The organism is Sinorhizobium alkalisoli (genome assembly GCF_008932245.1).
Lineage (GTDB): Bacteria > Pseudomonadota > Alphaproteobacteria > Rhizobiales > Rhizobiaceae > Sinorhizobium > Sinorhizobium alkalisoli.
This window is the reverse complement of record NZ_CP034910.1, coordinates 1,279,866-1,301,577: the sequence shown is the minus strand read 5'-3', so window position 1 is coordinate 1,301,577 and position 21,712 is coordinate 1,279,866. Positions and strand designations below refer to the sequence as shown.

19 protein-coding genes are annotated in these 21,712 nt (G+C 62.9%); 12 read left to right on the top strand and 7 right to left on the bottom strand.

Annotated features, from left to right (window positions below; translation table 11 throughout):
* Positions 1-3: 3 nt before the first annotated feature.
* Positions 4-1,203, top strand: coding sequence for an efflux RND transporter periplasmic adaptor subunit (locus tag EKH55_RS23870; RefSeq protein ID WP_151613420.1), 1,200 nt, complete (start codon positions 4-6; stop codon positions 1,201-1,203).
* 22 nt (positions 1,204-1,225) lie between these two features.
* Here EKH55_RS23870 and EKH55_RS23865 read toward each other — a convergent pair whose 3' ends face one another.
* Both EKH55_RS23865 and argF read right to left on the bottom strand, forming a co-directional pair.
* Complete coding sequence (locus EKH55_RS23865) at positions 1,226-2,818, bottom strand: MBL fold metallo-hydrolase RNA specificity domain-containing protein (protein ID WP_151613419.1); 1,593 nt, start codon at positions 2,816-2,818, stop codon at positions 1,226-1,228.
* Between the two features lie 154 nt (positions 2,819-2,972).
* Positions 2,973-3,968 carry an ornithine carbamoyltransferase gene (gene argF, locus EKH55_RS23860; RefSeq protein WP_151613418.1) on the bottom strand — a complete coding sequence of 332 codons (996 nt, stop codon included), beginning with the start codon at positions 3,966-3,968 and terminating at the stop codon, positions 2,973-2,975.
* Positions 3,969-4,132: 164 nt separating this feature from the next.
* Here argF and EKH55_RS23855 point away from each other — a divergent pair, with 164 nt between their 5' ends.
* Positions 4,133-4,576: a hypothetical protein gene (locus tag EKH55_RS23855; protein WP_151613417.1), complete on the top strand. Its 444-nt coding sequence runs from the start codon at positions 4,133-4,135 to the stop codon at positions 4,574-4,576.
* A 29-nt stretch (positions 4,577-4,605) separates the two neighbouring features.
* Here the strand turns inward: EKH55_RS23855 and EKH55_RS23850 are convergent, their stop codons facing one another.
* Positions 4,606-5,346 (bottom strand): response regulator, encoded by a 741-nt coding sequence (locus EKH55_RS23850; protein ID WP_151613416.1) that lies wholly within the window; start codon positions 5,344-5,346, stop codon positions 4,606-4,608.
* A gap of 137 nt (positions 5,347-5,483) precedes the next feature.
* Between EKH55_RS23850 and EKH55_RS23845 the strand changes: the two genes are divergently transcribed.
* From EKH55_RS23845 to EKH55_RS23835, 3 genes are all read left to right on the top strand, one after another.
* Positions 5,484-6,212, top strand: coding sequence for a Crp/Fnr family transcriptional regulator (locus EKH55_RS23845; RefSeq protein WP_151613415.1), 729 nt, complete (start codon positions 5,484-5,486; stop codon positions 6,210-6,212).
* 15 nt (positions 6,213-6,227) lie between these two features.
* Complete coding sequence (locus EKH55_RS23840) at positions 6,228-8,120, top strand: hybrid sensor histidine kinase/response regulator (RefSeq protein ID WP_151613414.1); 1,893 nt, start codon at positions 6,228-6,230, stop codon at positions 8,118-8,120.
* A 61-nt stretch (positions 8,121-8,181) separates the two neighbouring features.
* Positions 8,182-10,899 carry a bifunctional acetate--CoA ligase family protein/GNAT family N-acetyltransferase gene (locus EKH55_RS23835; protein ID WP_151613413.1) on the top strand — a complete coding sequence of 906 codons (2,718 nt, stop codon included), beginning with the start codon at positions 8,182-8,184 and terminating at the stop codon, positions 10,897-10,899.
* 24 nt (positions 10,900-10,923) lie between these two features.
* Here the strand turns inward: EKH55_RS23835 and EKH55_RS23830 are convergent, their stop codons facing one another.
* Both EKH55_RS23830 and EKH55_RS23825 read right to left on the bottom strand, forming a co-directional pair.
* Positions 10,924-12,447, bottom strand: coding sequence for a bifunctional aminoglycoside phosphotransferase/ATP-binding protein (locus EKH55_RS23830; protein ID WP_151613412.1), 1,524 nt, complete (start codon positions 12,445-12,447; stop codon positions 10,924-10,926).
* A gap of 141 nt (positions 12,448-12,588) precedes the next feature.
* Positions 12,589-13,059, bottom strand: coding sequence for an Lrp/AsnC family transcriptional regulator (locus tag EKH55_RS23825; RefSeq protein ID WP_151613411.1), 471 nt, complete (start codon positions 13,057-13,059; stop codon positions 12,589-12,591).
* A 202-nt stretch (positions 13,060-13,261) separates the two neighbouring features.
* Between EKH55_RS23825 and EKH55_RS23820 the strand changes: the two genes are divergently transcribed.
* The 6 genes from EKH55_RS23820 (at position 13,262) to EKH55_RS23795 (ending at position 18,859) form a co-directional block, all read left to right on the top strand.
* The gene (locus EKH55_RS23820) at positions 13,262-14,041 is read left to right on the top strand and encodes an ABC transporter ATP-binding protein (protein WP_151613410.1); all 780 of its coding nucleotides are present in this window, start codon (positions 13,262-13,264) and stop codon (positions 14,039-14,041) included.
* Between the two features lie 58 nt (positions 14,042-14,099).
* A complete protein-coding gene (locus tag EKH55_RS23815) occupies positions 14,100-14,870 on the top strand; it encodes a transporter substrate-binding domain-containing protein (protein WP_151613409.1) in 771 nt (256 codons plus the stop codon).
* A 187-nt stretch (positions 14,871-15,057) separates the two neighbouring features.
* Positions 15,058-15,780, top strand: coding sequence for an ABC transporter permease (locus tag EKH55_RS23810; protein WP_151613408.1), 723 nt, complete (start codon positions 15,058-15,060; stop codon positions 15,778-15,780).
* 9 nt (positions 15,781-15,789) lie between these two features.
* Complete coding sequence (locus EKH55_RS23805) at positions 15,790-16,479, top strand: ABC transporter permease (protein ID WP_151613407.1); 690 nt, start codon at positions 15,790-15,792, stop codon at positions 16,477-16,479.
* A gap of 172 nt (positions 16,480-16,651) precedes the next feature.
* Positions 16,652-17,908, top strand: coding sequence for a trans-sulfuration enzyme family protein (locus EKH55_RS23800; RefSeq protein WP_192803805.1), 1,257 nt, complete (start codon positions 16,652-16,654; stop codon positions 17,906-17,908).
* 45 nt (positions 17,909-17,953) lie between these two features.
* Complete coding sequence (locus EKH55_RS23795) at positions 17,954-18,859, top strand: homocysteine S-methyltransferase family protein (protein ID WP_151613405.1); 906 nt, start codon at positions 17,954-17,956, stop codon at positions 18,857-18,859.
* 22 nt (positions 18,860-18,881) lie between these two features.
* Here the strand turns inward: EKH55_RS23795 and EKH55_RS23790 are convergent, their stop codons facing one another.
* Both EKH55_RS23790 and EKH55_RS23785 read right to left on the bottom strand, forming a co-directional pair.
* Positions 18,882-19,520 carry a phosphoribosyltransferase gene (locus EKH55_RS23790; RefSeq protein ID WP_151613404.1) on the bottom strand — a complete coding sequence of 213 codons (639 nt, stop codon included), beginning with the start codon at positions 19,518-19,520 and terminating at the stop codon, positions 18,882-18,884.
* A gap of 4 nt (positions 19,521-19,524) precedes the next feature.
* Positions 19,525-20,193: a dienelactone hydrolase family protein gene (locus tag EKH55_RS23785; protein WP_151613403.1), complete on the bottom strand. Its 669-nt coding sequence runs from the start codon at positions 20,191-20,193 to the stop codon at positions 19,525-19,527.
* A gap of 264 nt (positions 20,194-20,457) precedes the next feature.
* Here EKH55_RS23785 and EKH55_RS23780 point away from each other — a divergent pair, with 264 nt between their 5' ends.
* Positions 20,458-21,621 carry a 2-oxo acid dehydrogenase subunit E2 gene (locus EKH55_RS23780; protein ID WP_151613402.1) on the top strand — a complete coding sequence of 388 codons (1,164 nt, stop codon included), beginning with the start codon at positions 20,458-20,460 and terminating at the stop codon, positions 21,619-21,621.
* The last annotated feature ends 91 nt before the right edge of the window (positions 21,622-21,712 follow it).

Sequence of the window (21,712 nt, the reverse complement as noted above, 5' to 3'; positions counted from 1 at the left end):
TCTTTGAGCGTGGCAAGACGCAGGTTGGTGATCTGGGGTAGCTTGCTGGGCGTGCTGGCAGCCGCCATCGCCTACGCATTGAGGCCGCAGCCGATCCCGGTTGACCTCGCGACTGCCGCAACCGGTATGCTGCGCGTGACGATAGACGAGGAAGGAGAAACGCGAGTACGCGACGTCTACACACTGCACGCCCCGCTGCGCGGCCAGTTGCACCGGATCACGGTGGACGCGGGCGATGTCGTCGAAGCCGGGAAGACGCAATTGGCGCAGATTGAGCCGGCCGCGCCCGCTTTCCTCGATGCGCGGACGGAAGCGGAGCATCAGGCGGCCGTCGAAGCGGCCCGAGCAGCCTATAATCTCGCTGAGGCCGAACTCAACAAGGCCAAGGCCGACCTGACCTTTGCGGAGAGCGACCGCGCCCGCGCCCGTCAGTTGATCCAGCGCAACACCATCTCGCAGCGGGCGCTGGATGACGCCGAGCGCGCGTTCAGTGTTGCGCAAGCCAATCTCGAGACGGCCGAAGCGGCAATCAACGTCAGGCGCCACGAACTTCAGCAGGCCCAGTCTCGCCTCCTCTCCCGTCAGGAGATCAGGAGCCGCAGCGAAGCCTGCGAATGCGTCCCGCTGACGGCCCCGGTCGACGGCGTCGTGCTGCGGGTCATGCGCCGCAGCGAAGGCGTCATCGATGCCGGTACGCCCTTGATAGAGATCGGTGATCCCAGGGATCTGGAAATCGTCGTCAACATGCTTTCGGAGGACGCAGTCAAGATCAAGCCCGGACAACACGCCGTCGTCACCGGATGGGGCGGTCCGGATCTACAGGCGACCGTGCGGCGTATCGAGCCCTTTGCCGAGACCGAGATATCGGCGCTCGGCATCGAAGAACAGCGCGTGGATGTGATACTCGACTTTGCCGGCCCGCCGGAAAGCTGGAGTCCGCTCGGTCACGGCTATCGCGTCGACGTCCAGGTTATACTTTTCGAAGGCAACGTGCTCCAGCTGCCGCTGGGAGCCCTGTTTCGGCGAGGAGAAGACTGGGCCGTGTTCGTCGTAGAGGGACAGCGGGCTGAACTGCGGCCTGTCGAAATCGGCCACAGAAACAGCCTTTCGGTGGAAATTCGCGAGGGGCTGCAGCAGGGCGAGAGGGTCATCCTCTATCCAAGCGACCGCATCGAGGCCGGCGTCTCCGTCGTCGCGCGCTGAGAAGCCTGTACCTTGGGCCGCCTTATGCCTCCTCCATCAGCGCCCGCCGCAATCTGCGCAGCACCACGCCGCGCGCCTTGTCGTCGGCGGCCTTCGCCAGTTCGTCCTGAAGATCGAGGACAAGCGATTGGAAGTCGTTGTGCCAATCTGTGTGACCCGCCCGATACGGATCGATGCGGGGAGGAGTGGCGTCAGATATTTCAACCAACCCTTCTGCACCCAGGCGGAACGCCGCATCGAGACGAGGCCGGATCAGCCGCACTTCCGGCAGGAACTTGGATAGACGCTGCCGGAGCGCTTCGAGCGCATCCTCCTCGCCGTGGACCAGAAAGACGCCGCCGCGAATGGGTTGCCGGGCCCGCACCCAGTCGGCGAGTTCCACCCCGTCGGCATGGCCGCTGTAGATGTCGAGCGTTCGGATGCGGGCCCGCACCCGAATGTCGTCTCCCTGGATGCGAACCACGGAGGCTCCGTCTTCGAGAAAACGGCCGAGCGTCCCGGCCGCCTGGTAGCCGACCAACAGCACGGTGCCCTCGTCCCGCCACAGCCAGTTCTTCAGCCTATGGCGTATGCGGCCGGCCTCGCACATGCCGCTTGCGGCGATGACGATGTGAAAGCCCCGCATGAGGTCGAGCGCCTTCGACTGTTCGACCGTTTCGGTAAAACGCACGTTCCGGGCCTCGATGGCCCGGACAAGCGCGTCGCCGTTCTCCAGCTCGCGCGCATGCCTCCGGAAGATTTCGCTTGCCTGAGTCGCGAGCGGTGAATCGATGATGATCGGGCATCTCGTGATCGCGCCTGTGTCCATGAGATGGACGAGATCGGTCAGAAGCTCCTGTGTGCGCTCCACGGCAAAGGACGGGATGATCAGCGCACCATTGGGATGGGTCGCCGCCATGACCTCGGCGCGCAGAATGTTTCGCCTCGTCGCATCCGACGCCTGCTCACGCGCGACGTCACCATAGGTGCTCTCGCAGACGACATAGTGCCAACCGCTTGGCGCCGTGGCGTCGAACTGAAGCAGCTTATGACGCGGACCGATGTCTCCTGAAAAGAGCAGCCGCAACGGCGAAGGCGCCGCGCCGACCTCCATTTCTACGGAAGCCGAGCCAAGCAGATGCCCGGCATTCCAGAAGCGGAACCGGATTCCCGCCGCGGCCTCCTGCCACGCCCCGAGCGGCACTGGACGGAACAGGGTGATGGCGATCGCGGCGTCGTGCGCGGCGTAGATGGGCGTCACCGCATCGCGCCCCCGGCGCAGGCTGCGGCGATTACGCTGGTCGACCTCACTTTCCTGGATATGTGCGGAATCGGGCAGCATGACCGTACACAGGTCCCGCGTCGCGGGCGTTGCGAAGATCGGGCCGTCATAGCCGAGCTTGACGAGCTTCGGGAGCAGGCCGGAATGATCGATATGCGCATGCGTCAGGATGACGGCATCGATTTTTGAGGGATCGAAGGGGAACGAGCGATAGTTCAGCTCCTTTTCCGTCTTCGCCCCCTGGAAGAGCCCGCAGTCGACGAGAATTCTTGCGGGCCCGAATTCCAAGAGCTGGCAGGAGCCCGTGACGGTTCCGGCAGCGCCATGAAAGCGGATGATCGGTTCAGCGGGCATTGATACGAATCCTTTCGCGAGGCGGCCTTTTCGAAAGAATGCACGCCTGCGCGGCAGACGACTTGATACGCATCAAATCTTGTGCGATCGACCTACAGCGACCTTTGAGTGCGAGATATTGGAACTTGCAGAAGCGCAGCGCCGACGCAGGGATTCAGCCCGCGATCGTTGCGATGAGGATCGACTTGATCGTATGCATACGGTTTTCCGCCTGGTCGAAAACGATCGAGGCTTTCGATTGGAAGACGGCGTCCGACACCTCCATGCACTCAATGCCGAATTGCTTGGCAATCCGCGCCCCCACTTCGCTATTGCGGTCGTGGCAGGCGGGTAAACAGTGCATGAACTTCGTGTGGGGATTCTCGGTAGCCTCCATTACGTTCGCCCTGACGCCGAATGGCGCGAGCAGCCTGATACGCTCGGCCCAGCCCGTCTCCTCTTCACCGAGCCACGGCGCGGTGTAGATGAAGTCGGCGCCCAGAACGCCCGCCCCGACGTGCTCCAGCACCGTGAACCGGCCACCATGCGCTCGCGCCTCCGACGTCACCTGCACTATGAAGGATTTGGCGGGCCAGAAGATCGGCGGCGAGACGATGCGCAGGTCCACTCCGAGCTTGGCGGCACCGATCGCCAGCGATCGCGCGACATTGCCGCGACCATCGCCGAGGTAAGCCACCACCACTTGCGAGAGCGGCTTTTCACTGAACTCCTGCATGGTCAGGAAATCGCCGAGCGCATGCGTCGGGTGTGATTCGTCAGTCAGGCCGTTATAGACCGGCACACCCGCATGCGCCGCCAGTTCGTCGACCGCGTCTTGCGAGCGACCGCGATATTCGATCGCGTCGTAGAGTCTTCCGAGCACGCGGGCCGTATCCCTGATCGATTCCCTGCGGCCCAGGTGGCTGCCGGAAGGACCCCAATAGGTGACATGAGCGCCCTGGTCATGGGCAGCCACTTCGAAGCCGGTGCGGGTACGCGTCGACTCCTTTTCGAAGATAAGGGCGATGTTCCTGCGGCTCAGCCGCGGGATCTCTCTGCCGCTTCTCTTCTCCGTCTTGAGATCGGCAGCAAGCCGCAGCAGAAATCGAAGCTCGTCCGGCGTGAACTCCTGAAGCGTCAACACGCTGCGGCCGCGAAGATCGATGGGCATGGCACGCTCCCTTTCGGCGAACCTGCATTGAACGGCAGTTCACACTGACTCACCTTGATGCCCGTCAAACTCGTCGGGCGGTGCCGCAGTTTGACGAACATCAATGACGTCCCGACATCCAGGCCGGACCTTGATGCCCAGCGGAAAAATGCGGAGGAGCGAGAATGGCCAGGGCCTATTCGGTCGGTCCAATTCAGCGCCATCAGGTCGATCGCGCCTATCTCCTCGTAGAGGCCAGCGGCTACGAAGTCGATCTGACCGAATGGCGCGAATTCTGCGGGGCGGCGTTCGCCCGGCAGCACATTTCGCTTTATACAGCGGAGATAGTAACGGTGGAGAATCCCCGCGGCCACATCCCGGGCCTCGGCATTGCCCGCGCGATGCATGACCATTTGTACGGGCAGCTTCTCGACGTGCCCGTCTTTCTCGTCATCAGTGCCGGAGACACGCCGGGGGTTTCCGACGCGCTTCTCGAATATTTGAGGACGGTGGCACGCAATCGGCGGTGCCGTTTCATTCGCATTGCCAGGACGGATCCCGCCAGCTGGCCGGACCCCCGCGGGGAATGTCTGCGGCCGGGTCGTGGCATGCTTATTCCCGTACAGTGAAGCCCTGTTGGAAACCGCCGCGCAAACGCTTACGCGTCTTGCCTGCTGATCCTTGCGCTGAAGACGTAGCCGACGCCCCTGACCGACTTGATGAGCGCCGGGTTGCTGGGATCCAGTTCGATCTTGCGGCGCAGTCTTGCGATCTGCGCATCGATGGTCCGGTCGAAGGCCTCCAGGTTCCGGCCCCGGGTGAGATCCATCAGCCGCTCGCGCTGGAGAACGCGGCCGGCATGCTTCACCAGCACGCAGAGCATATCGAATTCGCCCGTGGTCAGAAGAATTTCTTTGCCCTCGTCGGACAGCAACTGCCTACGCCCCACGTCGAGATGCCATCCCTCGAAACTGTAGATTTCCGATTGCGTTTCGTTGCGGACCGACGCCGCCGGCGGTTGCCGGCGCCTGAGCGCACTTCTCAGTCTTGCCAGCACTTCGCGAAGGTGAAACGGTTTCGCGATGTAGTCGTCGGCGCCGATCTCCAGGCCGACGATCCGGTCGACCACGTCGTTGCGCCCGGTCAGCATGATGATCGGAATGTCCGAGCGTGCCCTTATGTCACGCGCCAAAGCCAGCCCGTCCTCACCCGGCAGGACGAGATCGAGCAGGATGATGTCGATTGCCTGGGTTTCCAGGCTATCGCGCATCTCCCTGCCGTCACCGGCCAGGCTGACGCGGTAGCCTTCGTCCTCGAAGTAGCGCGCGAGCATCTGCCGAATTCTCGGATCGTCGTCGACGACGAGAATATGCTCCGGCGCCTTCTGTGAATTGGCCATGCTCCTCGTACCGCTCCTGTTCACGGAATCGCGCAGTTACAAATTGTTACAATATCGATCCAAGTGTAACACGCCAGTCGTCGCACGGTCACCGGCCACTGCGCAAACTCCTCCCATCAAATCCACAGGAGGATGTCATGAGCCTTCAAGTCGTTGCCGTCCAGAGTGCTCGCGAAGCACCCGTTACGCTTTCACAGCCGAGCCTGTCGTCCCTGTTCGACCGGCAACCGCTGGAAAGGTTCGACGCAGGCAGCGCCGTCTTTTGGGAAGGCGACGATGCCGCGCATCTGTTCCAGATCACCGACGGAATGCTTCGGGCGGTGCGGCTGCTGAGCGACGGCCGCCGTATCATCGTCGGCTTCCTGCGCCCCGGCGATCTGCTCGGCGTGTCGATCAAGGAGCGATATCTCTATACCGTCGAGGCGATCACTCCAGTCGCGCTTCGCCGCCTCTCGCGCCGTCGCTTCGAAGAAGAGATCAGGCGTCAGCCGCAACTGAGGGATCAGCTCTTCTCCAGATTGTGTGACGAAATGACCGCGGCCCAGGACCAGACCGTGCTGCTGTCGCGCAGGAGCGCCGACGAAAAAGTCGCCAATTTCCTGCTCATGATGTCTCGTGACGAGTTCGGGAATTGCACGCGCATCGTCGATATTCCGATGACGCGCCTCGACATGGCCGATTATCTGGGTATGACGATCGAAACCGTTTCGCGCACCATAACAAAATTGACGAACAGCGGTATCATCACAGCCACCGGACGGCGATCGATTATGGTCCTGAAAATGGATGCCCTTCGCTCGCTAGCCGATGGCGACGATGGTGAAAACTGGTTGCTGCCAACCGGTGCGCGATATGCCACCGCATAAAGACGGTCTGACAGTATGGAAAAGCGCGTAAGCCACATCGTGGATGCCCTCGACGGGGCGAATGTCATCGTCCACGGAGCCGACGGCAGGATCACCCACTGGAGCAAGGGCTGTGAAGAACTCTACGGCTGGTCGCGCGGCGAAGCCCGGGGCAAGGCCGTTCACGACCTGCTGGCGACAACTTTCCCGAAATCGATCGAGGAAATTCGCAGCCATCTCAACGCACACGGGGCTTGGGCAGGCGAGCTGGAGCAGAGGCACAAGGACGGCACCACCGTCTTCGTCGCGAGCCGCTGGATCCTTCTCGCCTCGGAAGACGGCGGTCGCGGCGCCATCGTCCAGACCGATAGCGACATCACCAATCTGAGACAGACGCAGGCGGACCTTGCGGCCCGTGAGGCGCATTTGCGATCAATCCTTGATACGGTGCCCGAGGCAATGGTCGTGATCGACGAAAAGGGCAGGATCAACTCCTTTAGCGCCGCGGCCGAGCGGCTATTCGGATACAAGGAACATTCGGTTCTTGGCCGCAATGTCAGCATGCTGATGCCGCAGCCGGACCGGGATGCGCATGACGGCTATATCGCCAATTACCTGCATACGGGTGAAAGGCGGATCATCGGCATCGGCCGCGTCGTCACCGGGCAGCGCAAGGACGGCACCACCTTTCCGATGGAGCTTTCCGTTGGCGAGGCGGTCTCCGGGGGCAAGCGGATTTTCACAGGCTTCATTCGCGATCTCACGAGTCGCCAGCGCATTGAGGAAGAGCTTCGTCAGGCGCAGAAGATGGAGGCCGTCGGGCAACTGACAGGCGGTCTCGCTCATGATTTCAACAATCTTCTGACTGTGATCACCGGCAATCTGGAAATGATCGAGGCCCGGCTTGAGGACGAGAAGCTCCTGTCGCTCTTGAGCGAAGCCCAGGCGGCGGCGGACAGCGGCGCGAAATTGACGGGACAATTGCTTGCCTTCGGCCGGCGCCAGCCGCTCAATCCGAAGCTCGTCGACGTCGGCGAGCTGGTTTCGAACTTCTCCAACCTCCTGACGAGAACATTGGGCGAAACGATCGAGCTCCGCACCATGGTGACTGGCGCCGGCAATCTGGCGCTCGTCGACGTCTCTCAGCTTCAGAACACGCTGCTGAACCTGGCGCTGAACGCTCGCGACGCCATGTCCGCCGGTGGCCGGTTGACCGTCGAAATCTCGACGACGGTTCTCGATCGAGACTATGTGCTCATGTATCCCGAAGTCCGGATGGGCCGCTACGTCCTCATCACCGTGACCGACACCGGTACCGGCATGAGCGAGGAGGTCAAGCGCCACGCTTTCGAACCCTTCTTCACAACCAAGGGCACGGGTGCCGGCACGGGACTGGGGCTGAGCATGGTCTATGGCTTCGTCAAGCAATCCGGCGGCCATATCCAGCTTTACAGCGAGCGCGGCCAGGGTACGAGCGTACGCATCTTCCTTCCCGCGGCGCGGGGCGAGGAGGACATGGTCGAGCCGAAGGGAGGCGGGGAAATTGCTCCCGAGCCAATTGCGAGGGGCCACGAGACGATCCTGGTGGTGGAAGACGATCCGCGGGTTCGGCGCGTCGTCGTCGCTCGACTGGAGGATGCCGGCTACAGGGTCATTGAAGCCGAGGCCGCAGGCCAAGCGCTGGAACTGCTCTCCGAGCACCCGGAAGTCGCGCTCGTGTTCACGGATGTGATCATGCCGGGGGGCATGAATGGCGGTGAACTGGCGCAGCATGTGCGCGCGCTGCGGCCCGACGCAAAGATGCTTTTCACCTCCGGTTATGCCGAGCCGAGCGTAATCGGCAAGGAATTGTCGGATCCCGGAAGCTGGCTGCGAAAACCTTATACGGCGAAGGAACTCGCCCGACGCCTCCGTAATCTGCTCGATTGAGGGCGCTTGCCCGCGAACCCGCCGCCGGGAATGCGCGTGGCGAAAAACCGGAGAGCGCGGCATGACCATTCGAAACCTTCATTATGCCATCGACCCGAAGTCGCTTGCGGTGATCGGCGCCTCCAGCCGTCAAGGTTCGCTCGGTCGCGTCGTCATCGACAATGTGCTGTCGATGGGATTCGGGGGAGAGATCTGGCCGGTGAACCCGAAATACCGCGCGGTCGCCGGGCTTCGCTGCTATGCACGTGTTGCCGACATCCCCGGGGTTCCCGATCTTGCGGTCATCGTCACGCCGCCGCAAACGATACCCGGTCTCATCCGTGACCTCGGCGAGCGGGGTACCCGAGCCGCGGTGGTGATCACGGCCGGTCTTTCTGAGGAGAATGGCTTGCGGCAGGCGATGCTTGATGCCGCAAAACCCCATCTCTTCCGCATCATCGGCCCCAACACGGTGGGCCTCATCGTGCCTGCCGCGAAGCTCAATGCGAGTTTCGTGCATCTCCAGCCGCAGGCGGGCGGCATTGCGCTGCTCTCGCAGTCTGGCGCCATCGCGACCTCACTCATCGATTGGGCGGCCGACAACGAAGTCGGCTTTTCGCAGATCGTGTCGCTCGGTGACATGGCCGACGTCGACGCCGCCGATTGCCTTGATCTATTGGCGGGCGACCCGAAGACCCGGGCGATCGTGATGTATCTCGAAGCCGTGCCGAACCCGCGCAAGTTCCTTTCGGCAGCCCGGGCGGCTGCCCGATTGAAGCCGGTCGTCGCTATAAAATCCGGGCGCCACGCAGAGGCTGCGAAGGCCGCAGCCACGCACACCGGCGCGCTATCCGGCGCCGACCGGGTGGTTGATGCCGCCTTGCGCCGCGCCGGCGTGCTCAGGATCGAGAGCCTTGGTGAACTGTTCAATGCAACGGAAACGATCGGTCGCTTCGCGCCGCTGAAATGCACCCGTGCCTCGATCGTCACCAATGGCGGCGGAGCCGGCGTGCTTGCCGTCGACCGCTTGGTGGATTTCGGCTGCGAACTGGCGGAGCTGTCGGCCGAGACCATCCAGGCCCTGGACCAGGTTCTGCCCGCCAATTGGTCGCGGGCTAATCCGGTGGACATTATCGGCGATGCATCGCCCGAGCGTTACCGGGCAGCGACAGAAATCGTGGCTCAGGACCCGGCGACCGACATCCTCATCGTCATGAACTGCCCGACCGGGCTCGCTTCGCCCCTAGAGGCGGCGCGCGCCGTCGCTTCGCTGTCGCAGTCCGGGACGATCGCCGGCAAGCCCGTCCTGTCCTGCTGGCTCGGCAGCCGCACCGCCAGAGACGGCCGCCAAGCCCTGCAGGAGGCGAAGCTCGCAAGCTATGACACACCGGCCGACGTCGCGCTGGCCGCCTCCTACCTGGCAAACTGGTCGCGGGCACAGGAGTCGCTGCTCCGTGTTCCCCCTAGCCGCGCCGGCGACACAGCCGTCCACGACAGCAAGGCTGTAATGGACATCTTCCGGCGCGTGGCGTCGGAGGGGCGACGGATGCTGAACGAACCGGAGGCAAAGGCTGTCATTGCCGCCTATGGCATCGCGACGCCGACGACACTCGTCGCCGTATCGCCCGAGGAGACGGAAAAGGCCGCCGCCGCACTTCTCGCCAACTCGGCCAAGGTCGTCGTCAAGCTGCTTTCAAAGGCAGTCAGCCACAAGTCCGACGTCGGCGGCGTCGTGCTCGACATCACGGCCGCCGCCGCTGCGCGAGAAGCGGCGGAAACGATCGCGGCGCGGCTCAAGGCGCATGACCCGAATGCCGTCCTGGAGGGTTTCGCTGTGCAGCCGATGATCGAACGCAGGCGCGCTTGGGAACTGATCCTCGGAACGAGCCGCGACCCGGTCTTCGGCCCCATCATATTGTTCGGATCGGGTGGCGTCTCGGTGGAAGTCGTCGCGGATACGGCGGTCGCCCTGCCGCCGCTCGATGATGTGCTCGCCGACGATCTCATCGAACGCACGCGCATCGGCCGCCTGCTCGCCGGCTTCCGCGATCAGCCGCCGGCGCATCGAACTGCGATTTTGAGCGCGCTCTGCGCACTCTCGCAAATGATCGTCGATTTCCCCGCCATCGTCTCGATGGACATCAATCCCTTGCTGGCGGACGAGGAAGGTGCGATCGCGCTTGACGCCCGCATCGAAATCGACCCGAATGCGGCAGCCGTGCCGGGCCCCAATCGCGATCTCGCGATCCGCCCCTATCCCGCCGGCTGGGAACGAGAGATCGTGCTCGGGGCGAGAGCTTACCGCATTCGCCCGATCAGGCCGGCCGACGCGGCCCTCTATCCGACCTTCTTCGCCAGGACTGCGCCGGACGACATTCGCTTGCGCTTCCTGGCGCCGCGCAAAAGCTTTCCACACCAGATGCTGGTGCGGCTGACGCAGATCGACTACGAGCGCGAGATGGCCTTTATAGCGCTTGAGAAGGAAAGCGGAGATCTGGCCGGCATCGCAAGGCTCTATGCCGATCCCGACCACGAGACGGCGGAGTACGGCCTGCTCGTGCGGACCGATCTGCAGGGACAGGGTCTCGGCTGGGCGCTGCTCTCGCATTTGCGCGACTATGCCGCGGCCGATGGGCTCCAATGCATGGAGGGGATCATGCTGAGCGAAAACAGCAGGATGCAGCACATGTGTCGCGAATTCGGCTTTTCGATCCGCCAGCATCCCTCGGACCCTCGCCTGCAGGTCGCGTCGCTGGACCTGAAACCCCGTTCGGCCGACGGTGATACCAGGTCTCGATGACAGGAACCGAGACTTTCTATAACCTCAGACTTGCCCGTCGGTATGCAGGCCGAGAATGTCGCGCACGATTTCTCTCGCGTCCCGATCGGCATCCACCTTTTGCCAGGTAACGTCATTCCTGGCGGCGGCGAGCTGCCGCGTCAGAACCTCAAGATCCGCGTCGGAGGGACTGACCCTGCGTGATGCAACGCGTCGACGAAGCAGCGCGGCATCCGCATCGAGCCAGACGGCGGTGTACGGCACGCCGGCCTCCCGCGCCACGGCTTCGATGCGGGCGCGGTTCGGTACCCTGTCGAACACGGCGTTGGCAACCACCGGGGCGCCCGCGCGCAAGAGGGTCAGGGTCCGATCCGCCATCTCGCCATAAACTCTCTCCGAGACTTCCGGGAGATAGGCGGCCGACGGGAGTCTTTCCTCAGCCGAAACGCCGTGCATGGCTTTGCGGATGCGATCGCTTTCGACGACCCGTGCTCCCGGCGGTGCACCAACCTCGGCAGCCAGCATATCCGCGACAGTCGTCTTGCCGGAGCCGCTGAAGCCGCCGATCACGATCAGCCGCGCCGACACGGTCTCGATCAAGGAACGGGCGAGCGCGAAATAGGACCGGGCCTCCGCCGCCAGTTCGCTCGATCGCGCCTCGCTTTCCTCGAACTGCGTGGCGGTGACATGGGCCCTGACGGCGGCGCGGATCGCCATCAGGTAGGGCAAGAGCACGAATCCGTCTTCGTCATTCGTTTTGTCGAGATACCGGTTCGCAACAAGGTTCGCGAGTTCCGGGAAACCACGATGCCAGAGGTCCATCAGCAGAAAGGCGAGGTCGTAGAGGGTATCGACCGTGGCGATCTGATCGTTGAACTCGATGCAGTCGAAGAGCCGTGGCTCGCCATCGATCAGGCAAATATTGCGCAGGTGCAGATCGCCGTGACAGCGCCTGACCTTGCCGGCGGCTTCGCGCGCATCGAGCAGAGGCGCATGAACCGCAAGCTTCTCTTCGAACGCCCGGTTAAACTCACGAAGTTCCTCGTCTCCGAACACCCGGCTCGTCTGAAAGCCGGCGGCGTTGATGCGCAGCACACCGGCAATGTTGGCAGAGCCCGAGCCCTGGTGGATGACCGGCGCCGCCTGGTGGAAGCGGGCAATCATCCGCGCCGCTCGGGTCATCAGCTCGGCCGTCAGCCGACCTTCCATGGCCATGCGATCGAGCAGCGCGCCCTGGTCGAAACGAACCATCTCGACGACGGCATCGACAAGCTCATCCCCGTTATCGAAGCGCAGCCTGCCGCCCTTGCCGCGCATGACCCGGCGAACGCCGATGTAGAGGCCGGGCGCTGTGGCTGCATTCAGCGCGACCTCCTTTTCGCAGGCTTCGAGCCTCAACCCCGGCGTTGAGAAATCGACATAGGGCAGCTTCACCGCGCGCTTCATCTTGAAGGCGCGATTGCCGACCAGGAAGATGTAGGAAATATGCGTTTCCATGCGCTCGCACGCTTCCAATCCGCGACGCTCTTCGAGAAACGCGATCGCCTCCGACTGGTCCTCGGTCAACATGCTTTTTTCCCTTTCTCCACCTGGAGAGACAGCCTGGAAAGACAATCCTGTGCAATGCCTTGGCGTCAGGATGGGCTTCATCAGGTAGCGCCACCTTGATGCTGATCAACGCGCGGAGCGGGATGTCGATGGAAGCAATGTCTAATCTTCTACGGGTACGTAGAGGCCGAGCTTGATGTCCTTCAGAACGACGTTCGTGTGGATCCGCTTGATCTGCGGGTTTTGCGCCATGATCGTGGCCGTGATCTCGTCGTACTGGCCGACATCCTGCGCGGTGATAATGGCAATCAGGTCGACCGAACCGGTGACGTAATAGACCTGCTGAATGTGGTCCTGCTTTTCCGCCCAGAGACGGAATTTCGCCAGCGCATCATAGTTTTCCCGCTCGATCTCCATGCCGGCGATGAACGTCATCGGAGTGCCGGCAACCTTGCGGTCGACGAGCGCGATCTCGGCCGTTATCACCTTCTCCTCACGCATCCGTTTCAGCCGCCGCTGGACCGCCGAAGCGGAAAGGCCTACCTGGTCTGCGATCGCCTCTGCCTTGAGCTGGCAATCGCGCTGCACGATTTCGAGAATGCTTCGGTCGAATTGATCCAATGTTTCTGGCATGTACTCCCACCTTCCGCATGCTGCCCGCAATTCGGCATCGCGACGCGGCTCGAACTGCATCAACAGGCCGCGCGGCCATAGCGCATGATGCTATGCGTAGACGCAGAAATTCCGCGTTTATCAATATGATTGTGCGGCAATCCCGCACACGCCGACGCTATGTTCAAGAGAAAACGCTCAAGAACCCCGGGGAACGACAGGAATGATTGAGAAGGCAGTCCCCGCCCTGCTCGTGGAGGACGTCCACAAGAGCTATGGCAGTCAAGACGTCTTGCGCGGCATTTCGCTGAAGGCTTACCGGGGCGACGTCATCTCGATCATCGGATCGTCCGGCGCCGGAAAGAGCACTTTTCTAAGGTGCATCAACTTCCTCGAGATTCCGGATCGCGGCCGTTTCGTCATCGGTGGCGAACAGGTGGAAATGCGAGCCCGTGCCGACGGACGGACGCATCCGGCAAACTGGAGGCAGATCGAACGCCTGCGCACCGGTCTCGGCATGGTCTTCCAGAGCTTCAACCTGTGGGCGCACATGACGGTGCTTCAGAACGTCATCGAGGCGCCGGTCCATGTCCTGAAAATAGGGCGCAGGCAGGCGATCGAACGGGCCGAGGCGTTACTCGCCAAAGTCGGCCTCTACGACAAGCGGCACGCCTATCCGGCTTTCCTCTCCGGCGGCCAACAACAACGCGCCGCCATTGCCCGTGCCCTTTGCGTCGACCCCGACGTGATGCTTTTCGATGAACCGACTTCGGCGCTCGATCCGGAACTAGTCGGCGAGGTCCTGAAGGTCATACGGGAACTTGCCGAAGAGGGCCGCACGATGCTGCTCGTCACCCACGAAATGAAGTTTGCGCGCGATGTTTCCAGCCAGGTGATGTTCCTGCATCAGGGCCGCGTGGAGGAAGAAGGTCCGCCGGCGCAGATTTTCGAAGCCCCACTCAGCGCCCGTTGTCGCGAGTTCACTGGTGCCCTGTCTGCATGAGTTTGCCATTTTCCAGCAACACGCCATCACCGAGAACAGAACTGAAAGAGGAACACGCATGAAATTGCTTTCCATCCTGCTCGCCAGCGCAGCGCTCGCCGCATCGACCCTCAACGCCGGTGCGGAAGTACGCTTCGGCGTCATGAACGAGGCCTATCCGCCCTTCTTCACCAAGGACGCTTCCGGCAAGTGGATTGGCTGGGAAATCGAACTGATGGACACGGTCTGCGCGGAGATGAAGGAGCAATGCTCGATCGTCGACATGTCCTGGGACGGCCTCATCCCGGGGCTCGAGACGAAGAAGTTCGACGTGATCTGGTCCTCCATGTCGATTACCGACGAGCGCAGGAAGACCATCGATTTCACCGACAAATACTACAACACGCCAAGCAAGCTGATCGGCGCCAAGGATGCGGCGGCGGGCGCGACGGTTGACGACGTTGCGGACAAGACCATCGGTATCCAGGTTTCGACGATCCAGTCCGAATATTTCAAGACGTATTTCGCCGAGAAGGCGTCGGAGAAGACTTATTCGACGCTCGACGAAGCCTTCCAGGATCTCGCGGCCGGCCGGATCGACTATGTGTTCGGCGATGCGATCCCGCTCGCCGAGTTCCTGAAAACCGACTTCGGCAAGGATTGCTGCACTGACATGGGCGACGTCGCGGACGATCCGGCCATTCTCGGCGTCGGCATCGGCGGCGGCGTGCGCAAGGAAGACACGGCGCTCCGCGACAGGCTCAACGCTGCCATTGCCGCCGTTCGTGCGAGCGGCAAGTACGGTGAACTCTCCAAGAAGTATTTCGACTTCGATCCCTACGGCAAGTGATTGCCGCTCGGGTGGCGGAGGGCGCTGTCCGGCCGCCATCCGGGGGAACGGCCCGCTTCGGTTGCAGCGCCGCGCGTCCTTTGGGACGCGCAACACGCTGCAGTTTTGAAATCACGCATCATGTCTTCCGTGGGCCGGGTCGCTTTTCAGGTCGATGCCAGCCTTCCACCAGGTCAGATCTTCCCCGATGTCGTCAGCGCTTTCTCTCTTGGAACTGCTAGCCCCCTATCCGCCCGGCTGGGGCGGCGTTCTTCTTGCCGGCGCTTTGTCCACCCTCGCCATCTCCCTCGGCGCCTATGGTATCGGCATCCTGATCGGCCTCGCCGGCGCACTCGGAAAGCTGGCCGGCGGACGCCCGTTGGTGATCGCCCTTGATCTCTACACGACGGCCGTCCGGGCGATCCCGGAACTGATCCTGATCGTCGGGCTCTATTACGCCGGCACGGACGGCATCAATCGCGTGCTGCTTGCCGCGGGCCTTCCGCCAATCGAAATCAACGGTTTCGTTGCGGCCGTCGCGGTGCTCGGCATAGTCCAGGGCGCCTATATGACGGAAGTGCTCCGCGGTGCCATTCTCGCCGTTCCCGTCGGCCAGATCGAGGCGGCGAAGGCCTTCGGCATGCGTCCGTCGCTGCGCTTTCGCCGCATCGTGCTGCCGGCGCTGATTCCCAACGCCCTGCCCGGCCTTGCCAATCTGTGGATGTGCGTGACCAAGGACAGTGCCCTGATCGCGGTCGTCGGCTATCAGGAACTGGCGCTGGCGACTCGGCTCGCGGCCGGCAATACCAAGCACTATTTCCTGTTCTTTTTCGCCGCCGCGCTGCTCTATCTGGCGATTACGCTCGTGTCCAACGTGTTATTCGGCGCACTGGAAGGGCACTTCCGACGCGGCCAGCCGAAGAATGCGTGAGGCGCGCCGATGAATTTCTCCTGGGTCTCCACCTATTGGCCGCTGCTGGCCGCCGGCGCGGTACAAACCGTCCTCCTGCTCGTCATATCCGTCGTCTTCGGGTTCATCCTCGCAATCGGCCTGGCGCTCGCGCAGATCAACGGTTCACGCGGTCTGAAATGGCTTGCCCGCGGCTACTGCACGTGCCTGCGCGGAACGCCGTTGCTGATTCAGCTCTGGCTGCTCTACTACGGCGTCGGATCTCTGCTGCCGCTTGTTCCCGGACTGCGGTCCAGCTTTCTGTGGCCGGTGCTGCGCGAAGGCTTCTTCTTCGCTGCCGTGAGTTTTACGCTCAACTATGCGGCCTACGAAGCGGAGGTCCTGCGTGGAGCGCTGCTCGCCGTGCCGAAGGGGGAACTCGAGGCGGCAAGGGCTTTCGGCATGTCACCGGCACAGGTGCTGCGGCGCATATGGCTCCCACGCGCCATCCGCATTGCACTGCCGACCATCACCGGCGAGGTCGTGCTGCAACTGAAGGCGACACCGCTTGCCTTCACCGTCACCGTGATGGACCTCTATGCGGTCGCCTACAAGGTTCGCCAGGATACGCTGCTCGTCTATGAACCGCTTTTGGTCGTCACCGTCTTTTACGTTTTCCTGACGCTCCTCGTGACCCGTGCGTTCAAGATCGTCGAAACCCGGGTACCCGTTCGACGGTAGGTCATTCGGCGTGAGGGGCCGGATTCCCGCGGCCTGACAGCGATGACGGGTTTTCTCACGAAGATCCCGTCGCTTCGTGCGGATTTCCGGCGGCAGGCACCGGGATTTCGCCGCCGAACGCACGACCGTTCGCATAGAGTCGCATCCGATGACACCAATGAAAGAGGCCCGAATGCCCGCCGAGACAGCGTTCTCCGTCGCCCCTGTCGACGCGGCCGCCGTGAAAAGCCCCAGCCTGCGCGCCGAGACGCTGGCGCTCGACGGCGGCCTTGTGATCGATCCGGCGACGCATGCCATCGCGCCCAATATTTCGATGTCGGTCAACAATGTGCTGACCCCCGGTGACGGCGCCTTTTCGGCTGACGGCGTCAGTGACCTGACGGCGCTGCCTTATCTTTACGCGCGTTGGACGAATCCCACCGTGCGCCAGCTCGAGCAGCGCATGGCCGCAATCGAAGGGACCGAGGAGGCGTTGGCTACGGCAACCGGCGTTGCCGCGATCGCCGGAACCTTCCTCACGCTTTTGAAGAAAGGCGACCATCTGATCGTCAGCGACGTCTGCTATGCCGGCGCCAACGAGCTCGCGCGCCGCATCCTGCCGGACTACGGCGTCGAAGTGACGGCGGTGAACATGTCGCGCATCGAGGAGGTCGCCGCCGCCTTCCGGCCCAATACCCGGCTCGTCCACTGCGAGAGCCCCTGCAATCCGATCCTGCGGCTGACGGACATAGTAGCAGTGGCGGGTCTCGCCCATGCCAAGGGAGCCCTTCTCTCGATCGATTCCACCCTCGCGACACCGGTCGCAACCCGGCCGGCATCGCTTGGTGCGGATCTCGTCCTTCACTCCTTGACGAAGTTCATCAACGGACATGGCGATGCTCTTGGCGGCATCATCTGCGGAAGCAAGGCGCTGGTCGAGAAAATCCGCTCTCGTGCCGGCGTCTACCTCGGCGCATCTCTGTCGGCGCAGAACGCCTGGCTGATCCTTCGTGGTATCGACACTCTCTTTGCGCGGATTCGCACCATGTCGCAATCGGCGGAACGGCTGGCGGAGTTCCTCTCGGCCCATCCGATAGTCCGCGCCGTCACCTATCCGGGTCTCGAAAGCCACCCGCAACACGCGCTGGCCAAACACCAGATGCGGGTCTTCGGCGGTATGATCACGTTCCAGACCGCCACTCCGCACGAGGTCGCCGCGCGCCTCGCGAAGAAACTGAAGGTCGCCCATTACGCCTTCTCGCTTGGCCACCAGCGCAGCATCGTCGTGTTTCTCGATACCGACGAGATGATGAAGTCGACCTACCGCCTCGAGGGGGAAGGGCTCAGCGACTATCGCTCCTTTGCCGGCGACGGTGTCTTTCGCGTTTCGGTGGGGCTTGAAGCCGTCGAGGACCTCGTCGAGGACTTCGACCAGGCGCTGCGGGCGTGATCAGTCGATAACCAATGAGCTTAGAACAGAAAGATCGTGCATCACATGAAGAACATACGTGTCCTCGACGGCGGCATGAGCCGGGAACTGATCCGCCTAGGCGCCGAATTGCGGCAACCAGAATGGTCGGCCCTGGCACTGATCGAAACGCCCGAAATCGTGCGGCAGGTGCATGAGGAGTTCATTGAAGCCGGCGCCGACGTCATCACCACCAACAGCTATGCGCTTGTTCCTTTCCATATCGGCGAGGAGCGCTTTCGCGCGGAGGGACCGACGCTGATCGATCTTTCCGGCAGGCTCGCGCGGGCGGCGGCGGACGTCGAAAGCCGACGCAATATCCTCGTCGCGGGCTCGCTTCCGCCGATCTTCGGCTCCTATGAGCCCGAGCGTTTCGATGGATCGCGGGTGCAGGATTATCTCGCGGTGCTGGTCGAGAACCTGGCACCCCACGTCGATGTCTGGCTCGGCGAGACACTGAGCTTGATCGCCGAAGGGGATGCCGTTCGCGTCGCCGTTGAAAAGACCGGCAAGCCTTTCTGGATCTCCTTCACTCTCGACGACGAGGTCACCGCGATCAACGGCGACGAACCACGGCTGCGGTCCGGAGAGCCCGTAGCGCGGGCGGCCACCTGGGCAGCTGGCGCCGGTGCCGGCGCCCTCCTCTTCAATTGCAGCCGTCCGGAGGTGATGGGCAACGCGATCGAGGTCGCCACGTCCGTTCTACGCGAGAATGGCGCCGCGATCGAGGTCGGCGTCTATGCCAATGCCCTGGATGGCGATCAGGATGACGGTGCTGCGAACGAGACGCTGCACGACACTCGCGATGATCTGAACGCCGACGCTTATTCCCGCTTTGCCTGCCAATGGGCCGAGGCGGGTGCGACCCTCATCGGCGGCTGCTGCGGGATTGGAGCGCAGCATATCCACCGATTGGCGACGGCCCTGAAGTGAGCCGCTCCGCCTGTTGGAGCGCTCATGACCGTCCAGCGAGGAGACTCATGACATCCGTGTCGGTCAATTGATCGAAATCCCTGTAGAAGTAGCCGATGGCGCCGAACATTCGCGGCTGAAGCGGGCATATCACTTCGTCCGCTTCCCTCTCCAGTTCCGCAACGGCGTCCGGCGGAGCAACCGGAACAGCGACCACGATCTTTGCCGGCTTCTTCGACTTGAGCCCGATCACCGCTGCCTTGACTGTTGCCCCGGTCGCGATCCCGTCGTCGACGACGATGACGACACGCCCCGTGATCTCCGTTGGCGGGTGATCGGCGAAATAAAGGCGACGCCGTCGCTCGATTTCGGCGAGTTCCCTTTGATAGATGCTCTCGAATTCGGCGTCCGTCACGCCGGCAAGACGGATCGTCTCCTCATTGCGCACGACCGCCGGCCTGTCGCCGTCTATCACCGCTCCCATTGCTAGCTCCGGCTGCCACGGCACGCCGATCTTCCGCACGAGCAGGAGGTCGAGTGGCGCGTTGAGATGAGCCGCCACTTCTGACGCCACCGGGACGCCGCCGCGCGGCAGCGCGAGCACGACAACTTCCTGCCCACGATAGTGATCGAGCGCCTTTGCCAGTTGTTGTCCCGCTTCCCGACGGTCCGAATAACGCACCGCGCTACCCTCCGCTCTCTGTCCTGCCGTTGCGGCCGCAATGGCTTTCAAACCAATCGGCCGCTGCTTCGATAACCGCATCGAGCGCACCTGGTTCCGAGAACAGATGCGTCGCGCCCGGGATGATCTCCAGCCTCTTGGGGCCCGCGATCTTTGCCAAGGCCGCACGATTCAACCGAAGGACATCCTCGTCGTCCCCTCCAACGACGAGCAGCGTCGGCGTACCGACGCCTTCGAGCACTGCCGCTGCCAAGTCCGGTCTTCCGCCACGCGAGACAACCGCAAACACCCGATCGCCAAGTTCCGCCGCCGCCACGAGAGCGGCGGCCGCGCCGGTGCTCGCCCCGAAAAGGCCGATCGCCAGCCCACGGGCGCCGGGTGCCGTCGCAACCCAGCTGCATGCGTCGACAAGACGATCGGCCAGAAGACGAATATCGAAGACATTGGCGCGGTTCTCTGCTTCCCGCCCGCTCAGGAGGTCGAAAAGCAGCGTGGCGAAGCCCCGTCTCCGCAAGGCCTCCGCCACATAGGTGTTTCGTGGGCTGTGGCGGCTCGATCCGCTGCCATGCGCAAACACGATCACGCCGCGCGGCCTCTCCGGCAGGCGGAGAAACCCCGGCAACCGGTGGGGCGGGATCTCAACTTCGATAACGTCGGTTCGATCTGGGGCCATGGATCATCGATCCTTGGTGTCATATTGGCCTCGATCCGCATATCATAACAGGAAAATGGTGCCATTTGGGGTCGGAAACGGTCGCAATGAACACGGCCAATGACGCCGTTCAAAGCGATCTCGTCAAGCGCGCCGCAGATCGCTATTATTCGGCGTCCTGCCGATAGCTTCGGACGCGGGCGGGACATCCGGCCACCCGTGCGGGCTTTTCGCCTGCGCGTGCGCCAGACGAGACATTGCGCAAGTCAGGAAGGCGATGCGACGATGATCGAGTTCAAGATGCCGACGCTTGCGGCCGAAATCGAGGCCGCAACCCTCGTCGAGTGGTTCAAGCAACCCGGCGATCACATCAAGCGGGGCGATGTCATTGCTCTCGCTGAGACGCAGACGGGCGCCATAGAGATCGAAGCCTTCGACGAGGGCGTCATCGGAGAACAGCGTGTGCAGCCGGGGCGGCAGATCGAAGTCGGAACCGTTCTGGCAACGATTTTCAGCTCCGAGGAAGCCGATCGCCCCCTGCGTGCCGCTAAAGCAAGCGGCGCGGTCGCGAGACATCCCTATGAGCGGCGCGGGTCCGCACGGCCGTCCACAGTGTGGCTACGTCCGACACAGCGCTCGTCCGCCGGATTGCAGTACCCCGGCATGCACACGGTACACGGATTTCCCCCTGTTTGGCCCGTCGTCGCGAACGGCGCCAGCACGGCCGTGGTCCCAGGCGACGATGACCAGGAACCGCGAACCTCGAAGCGCCGCCTGTGGCCCGTTCGCGATGACCTTCGCAAGGCAGCCGCTATCGCCATGCTGCGGTCGCAGCGCGAGATACCACATTACTGGGTGTCCCATGCCATCGACGCCACGCCGCTCCTCGACTGGGTGGGGGCGGCGAACGCCGGCCGGAGGGCCAAGAACCGGCTCCTCTACCTGGCGCCGCTGATGAAGGCGACGGCACTCGCGCTGAAGGATGTGCCGGATCTCAACGGTCATTACGGCGAGAGAGGCTTCCGGCCATCATCCGCCGTCCATATGGGACTTGCGACGCCGCTGCGCGGCGGCGGCCTGGTCGCACCGGCCATCCGCGACGCGGACTCGAAGAGCGTCGACGAACTGATGGAGGCGATCGCTGAGCTTGCACCCCGCGCCAGGCTCGGCCGGTTGCGCAGATCGGAGATAACGGACGCGACCGTCATCCTGAACAATATAGGCGACGGCAATGCCGACATCATTTTTCCTTTGATCCATCCGCCGCAGGTCTCAATCATCGCCTGCGGCACGCCCGGCCCCCGCCCCTGGGCAATTGCCGATACCGTCTGTGTTCGGCAGGTAATCCAGGTGACGGTCGCCGGCGATCAAAGGGTCAGCCACGCGCCGCGGGCGGCCGAGTTCCTTGCCTGCTTGTCCCGACTGCTTTCGGAGCCTGAAGCACTCTGAGAAATCCAGAGCTCGCCCGTCCTCGGCTCTTTGACGGGAATCATTGAATTGCGTCGGCGACGCGCGAGGCTCTCGATATGGAGGAGGGTGT

Excerpts from the sequence above, each read along its gene's own strand:
- EKH55_RS23865 (WP_151613419.1), bottom strand. The coding sequence starts at position 2,818 with ATGCCCGCTGAACCGATCATCCGCTTTCATGGCGCTGCCGGAACCGTC.
- argF (WP_151613418.1), bottom strand. The coding sequence starts at position 3,968 with ATGCCCATCGATCTTCGCGGCCGCAGCGTGTTGACGCTTCAGGAGTTC.
- EKH55_RS23855 (WP_151613417.1), top strand. The coding sequence starts at position 4,133 with ATGGCCAGGGCCTATTCGGTCGGTCCAATTCAGCGCCATCAGGTCGAT.
- EKH55_RS23850 (WP_151613416.1), bottom strand. The coding sequence starts at position 5,346 with ATGGCCAATTCACAGAAGGCGCCGGAGCATATTCTCGTCGTCGACGAC.
- EKH55_RS23845 (WP_151613415.1), top strand. The coding sequence starts at position 5,484 with ATGAGCCTTCAAGTCGTTGCCGTCCAGAGTGCTCGCGAAGCACCCGTT.
- EKH55_RS23840 (WP_151613414.1), top strand. The coding sequence starts at position 6,228 with ATGGAAAAGCGCGTAAGCCACATCGTGGATGCCCTCGACGGGGCGAAT.
- EKH55_RS23835 (WP_151613413.1), top strand. The coding sequence starts at position 8,182 with ATGACCATTCGAAACCTTCATTATGCCATCGACCCGAAGTCGCTTGCG.
- EKH55_RS23830 (WP_151613412.1), bottom strand. The coding sequence starts at position 12,447 with ATGTTGACCGAGGACCAGTCGGAGGCGATCGCGTTTCTCGAAGAGCGT.
- EKH55_RS23825 (WP_151613411.1), bottom strand. The coding sequence starts at position 13,059 with ATGCCAGAAACATTGGATCAATTCGACCGAAGCATTCTCGAAATCGTG.
- EKH55_RS23820 (WP_151613410.1), top strand. The coding sequence starts at position 13,262 with ATGATTGAGAAGGCAGTCCCCGCCCTGCTCGTGGAGGACGTCCACAAG.
- EKH55_RS23815 (WP_151613409.1), top strand. The coding sequence starts at position 14,100 with ATGAAATTGCTTTCCATCCTGCTCGCCAGCGCAGCGCTCGCCGCATCG.
- EKH55_RS23810 (WP_151613408.1), top strand. The coding sequence starts at position 15,058 with ATGTCGTCAGCGCTTTCTCTCTTGGAACTGCTAGCCCCCTATCCGCCC.
- EKH55_RS23805 (WP_151613407.1), top strand. The coding sequence starts at position 15,790 with ATGAATTTCTCCTGGGTCTCCACCTATTGGCCGCTGCTGGCCGCCGGC.
- EKH55_RS23800 (WP_192803805.1), top strand. The coding sequence starts at position 16,652 with ATGCCCGCCGAGACAGCGTTCTCCGTCGCCCCTGTCGACGCGGCCGCC.
- EKH55_RS23795 (WP_151613405.1), top strand. The coding sequence starts at position 17,954 with ATGAAGAACATACGTGTCCTCGACGGCGGCATGAGCCGGGAACTGATC.
- EKH55_RS23785 (WP_151613403.1), bottom strand. The coding sequence starts at position 20,193 with ATGGCCCCAGATCGAACCGACGTTATCGAAGTTGAGATCCCGCCCCAC.
- EKH55_RS23780 (WP_151613402.1), top strand. The coding sequence starts at position 20,458 with ATGATCGAGTTCAAGATGCCGACGCTTGCGGCCGAAATCGAGGCCGCA.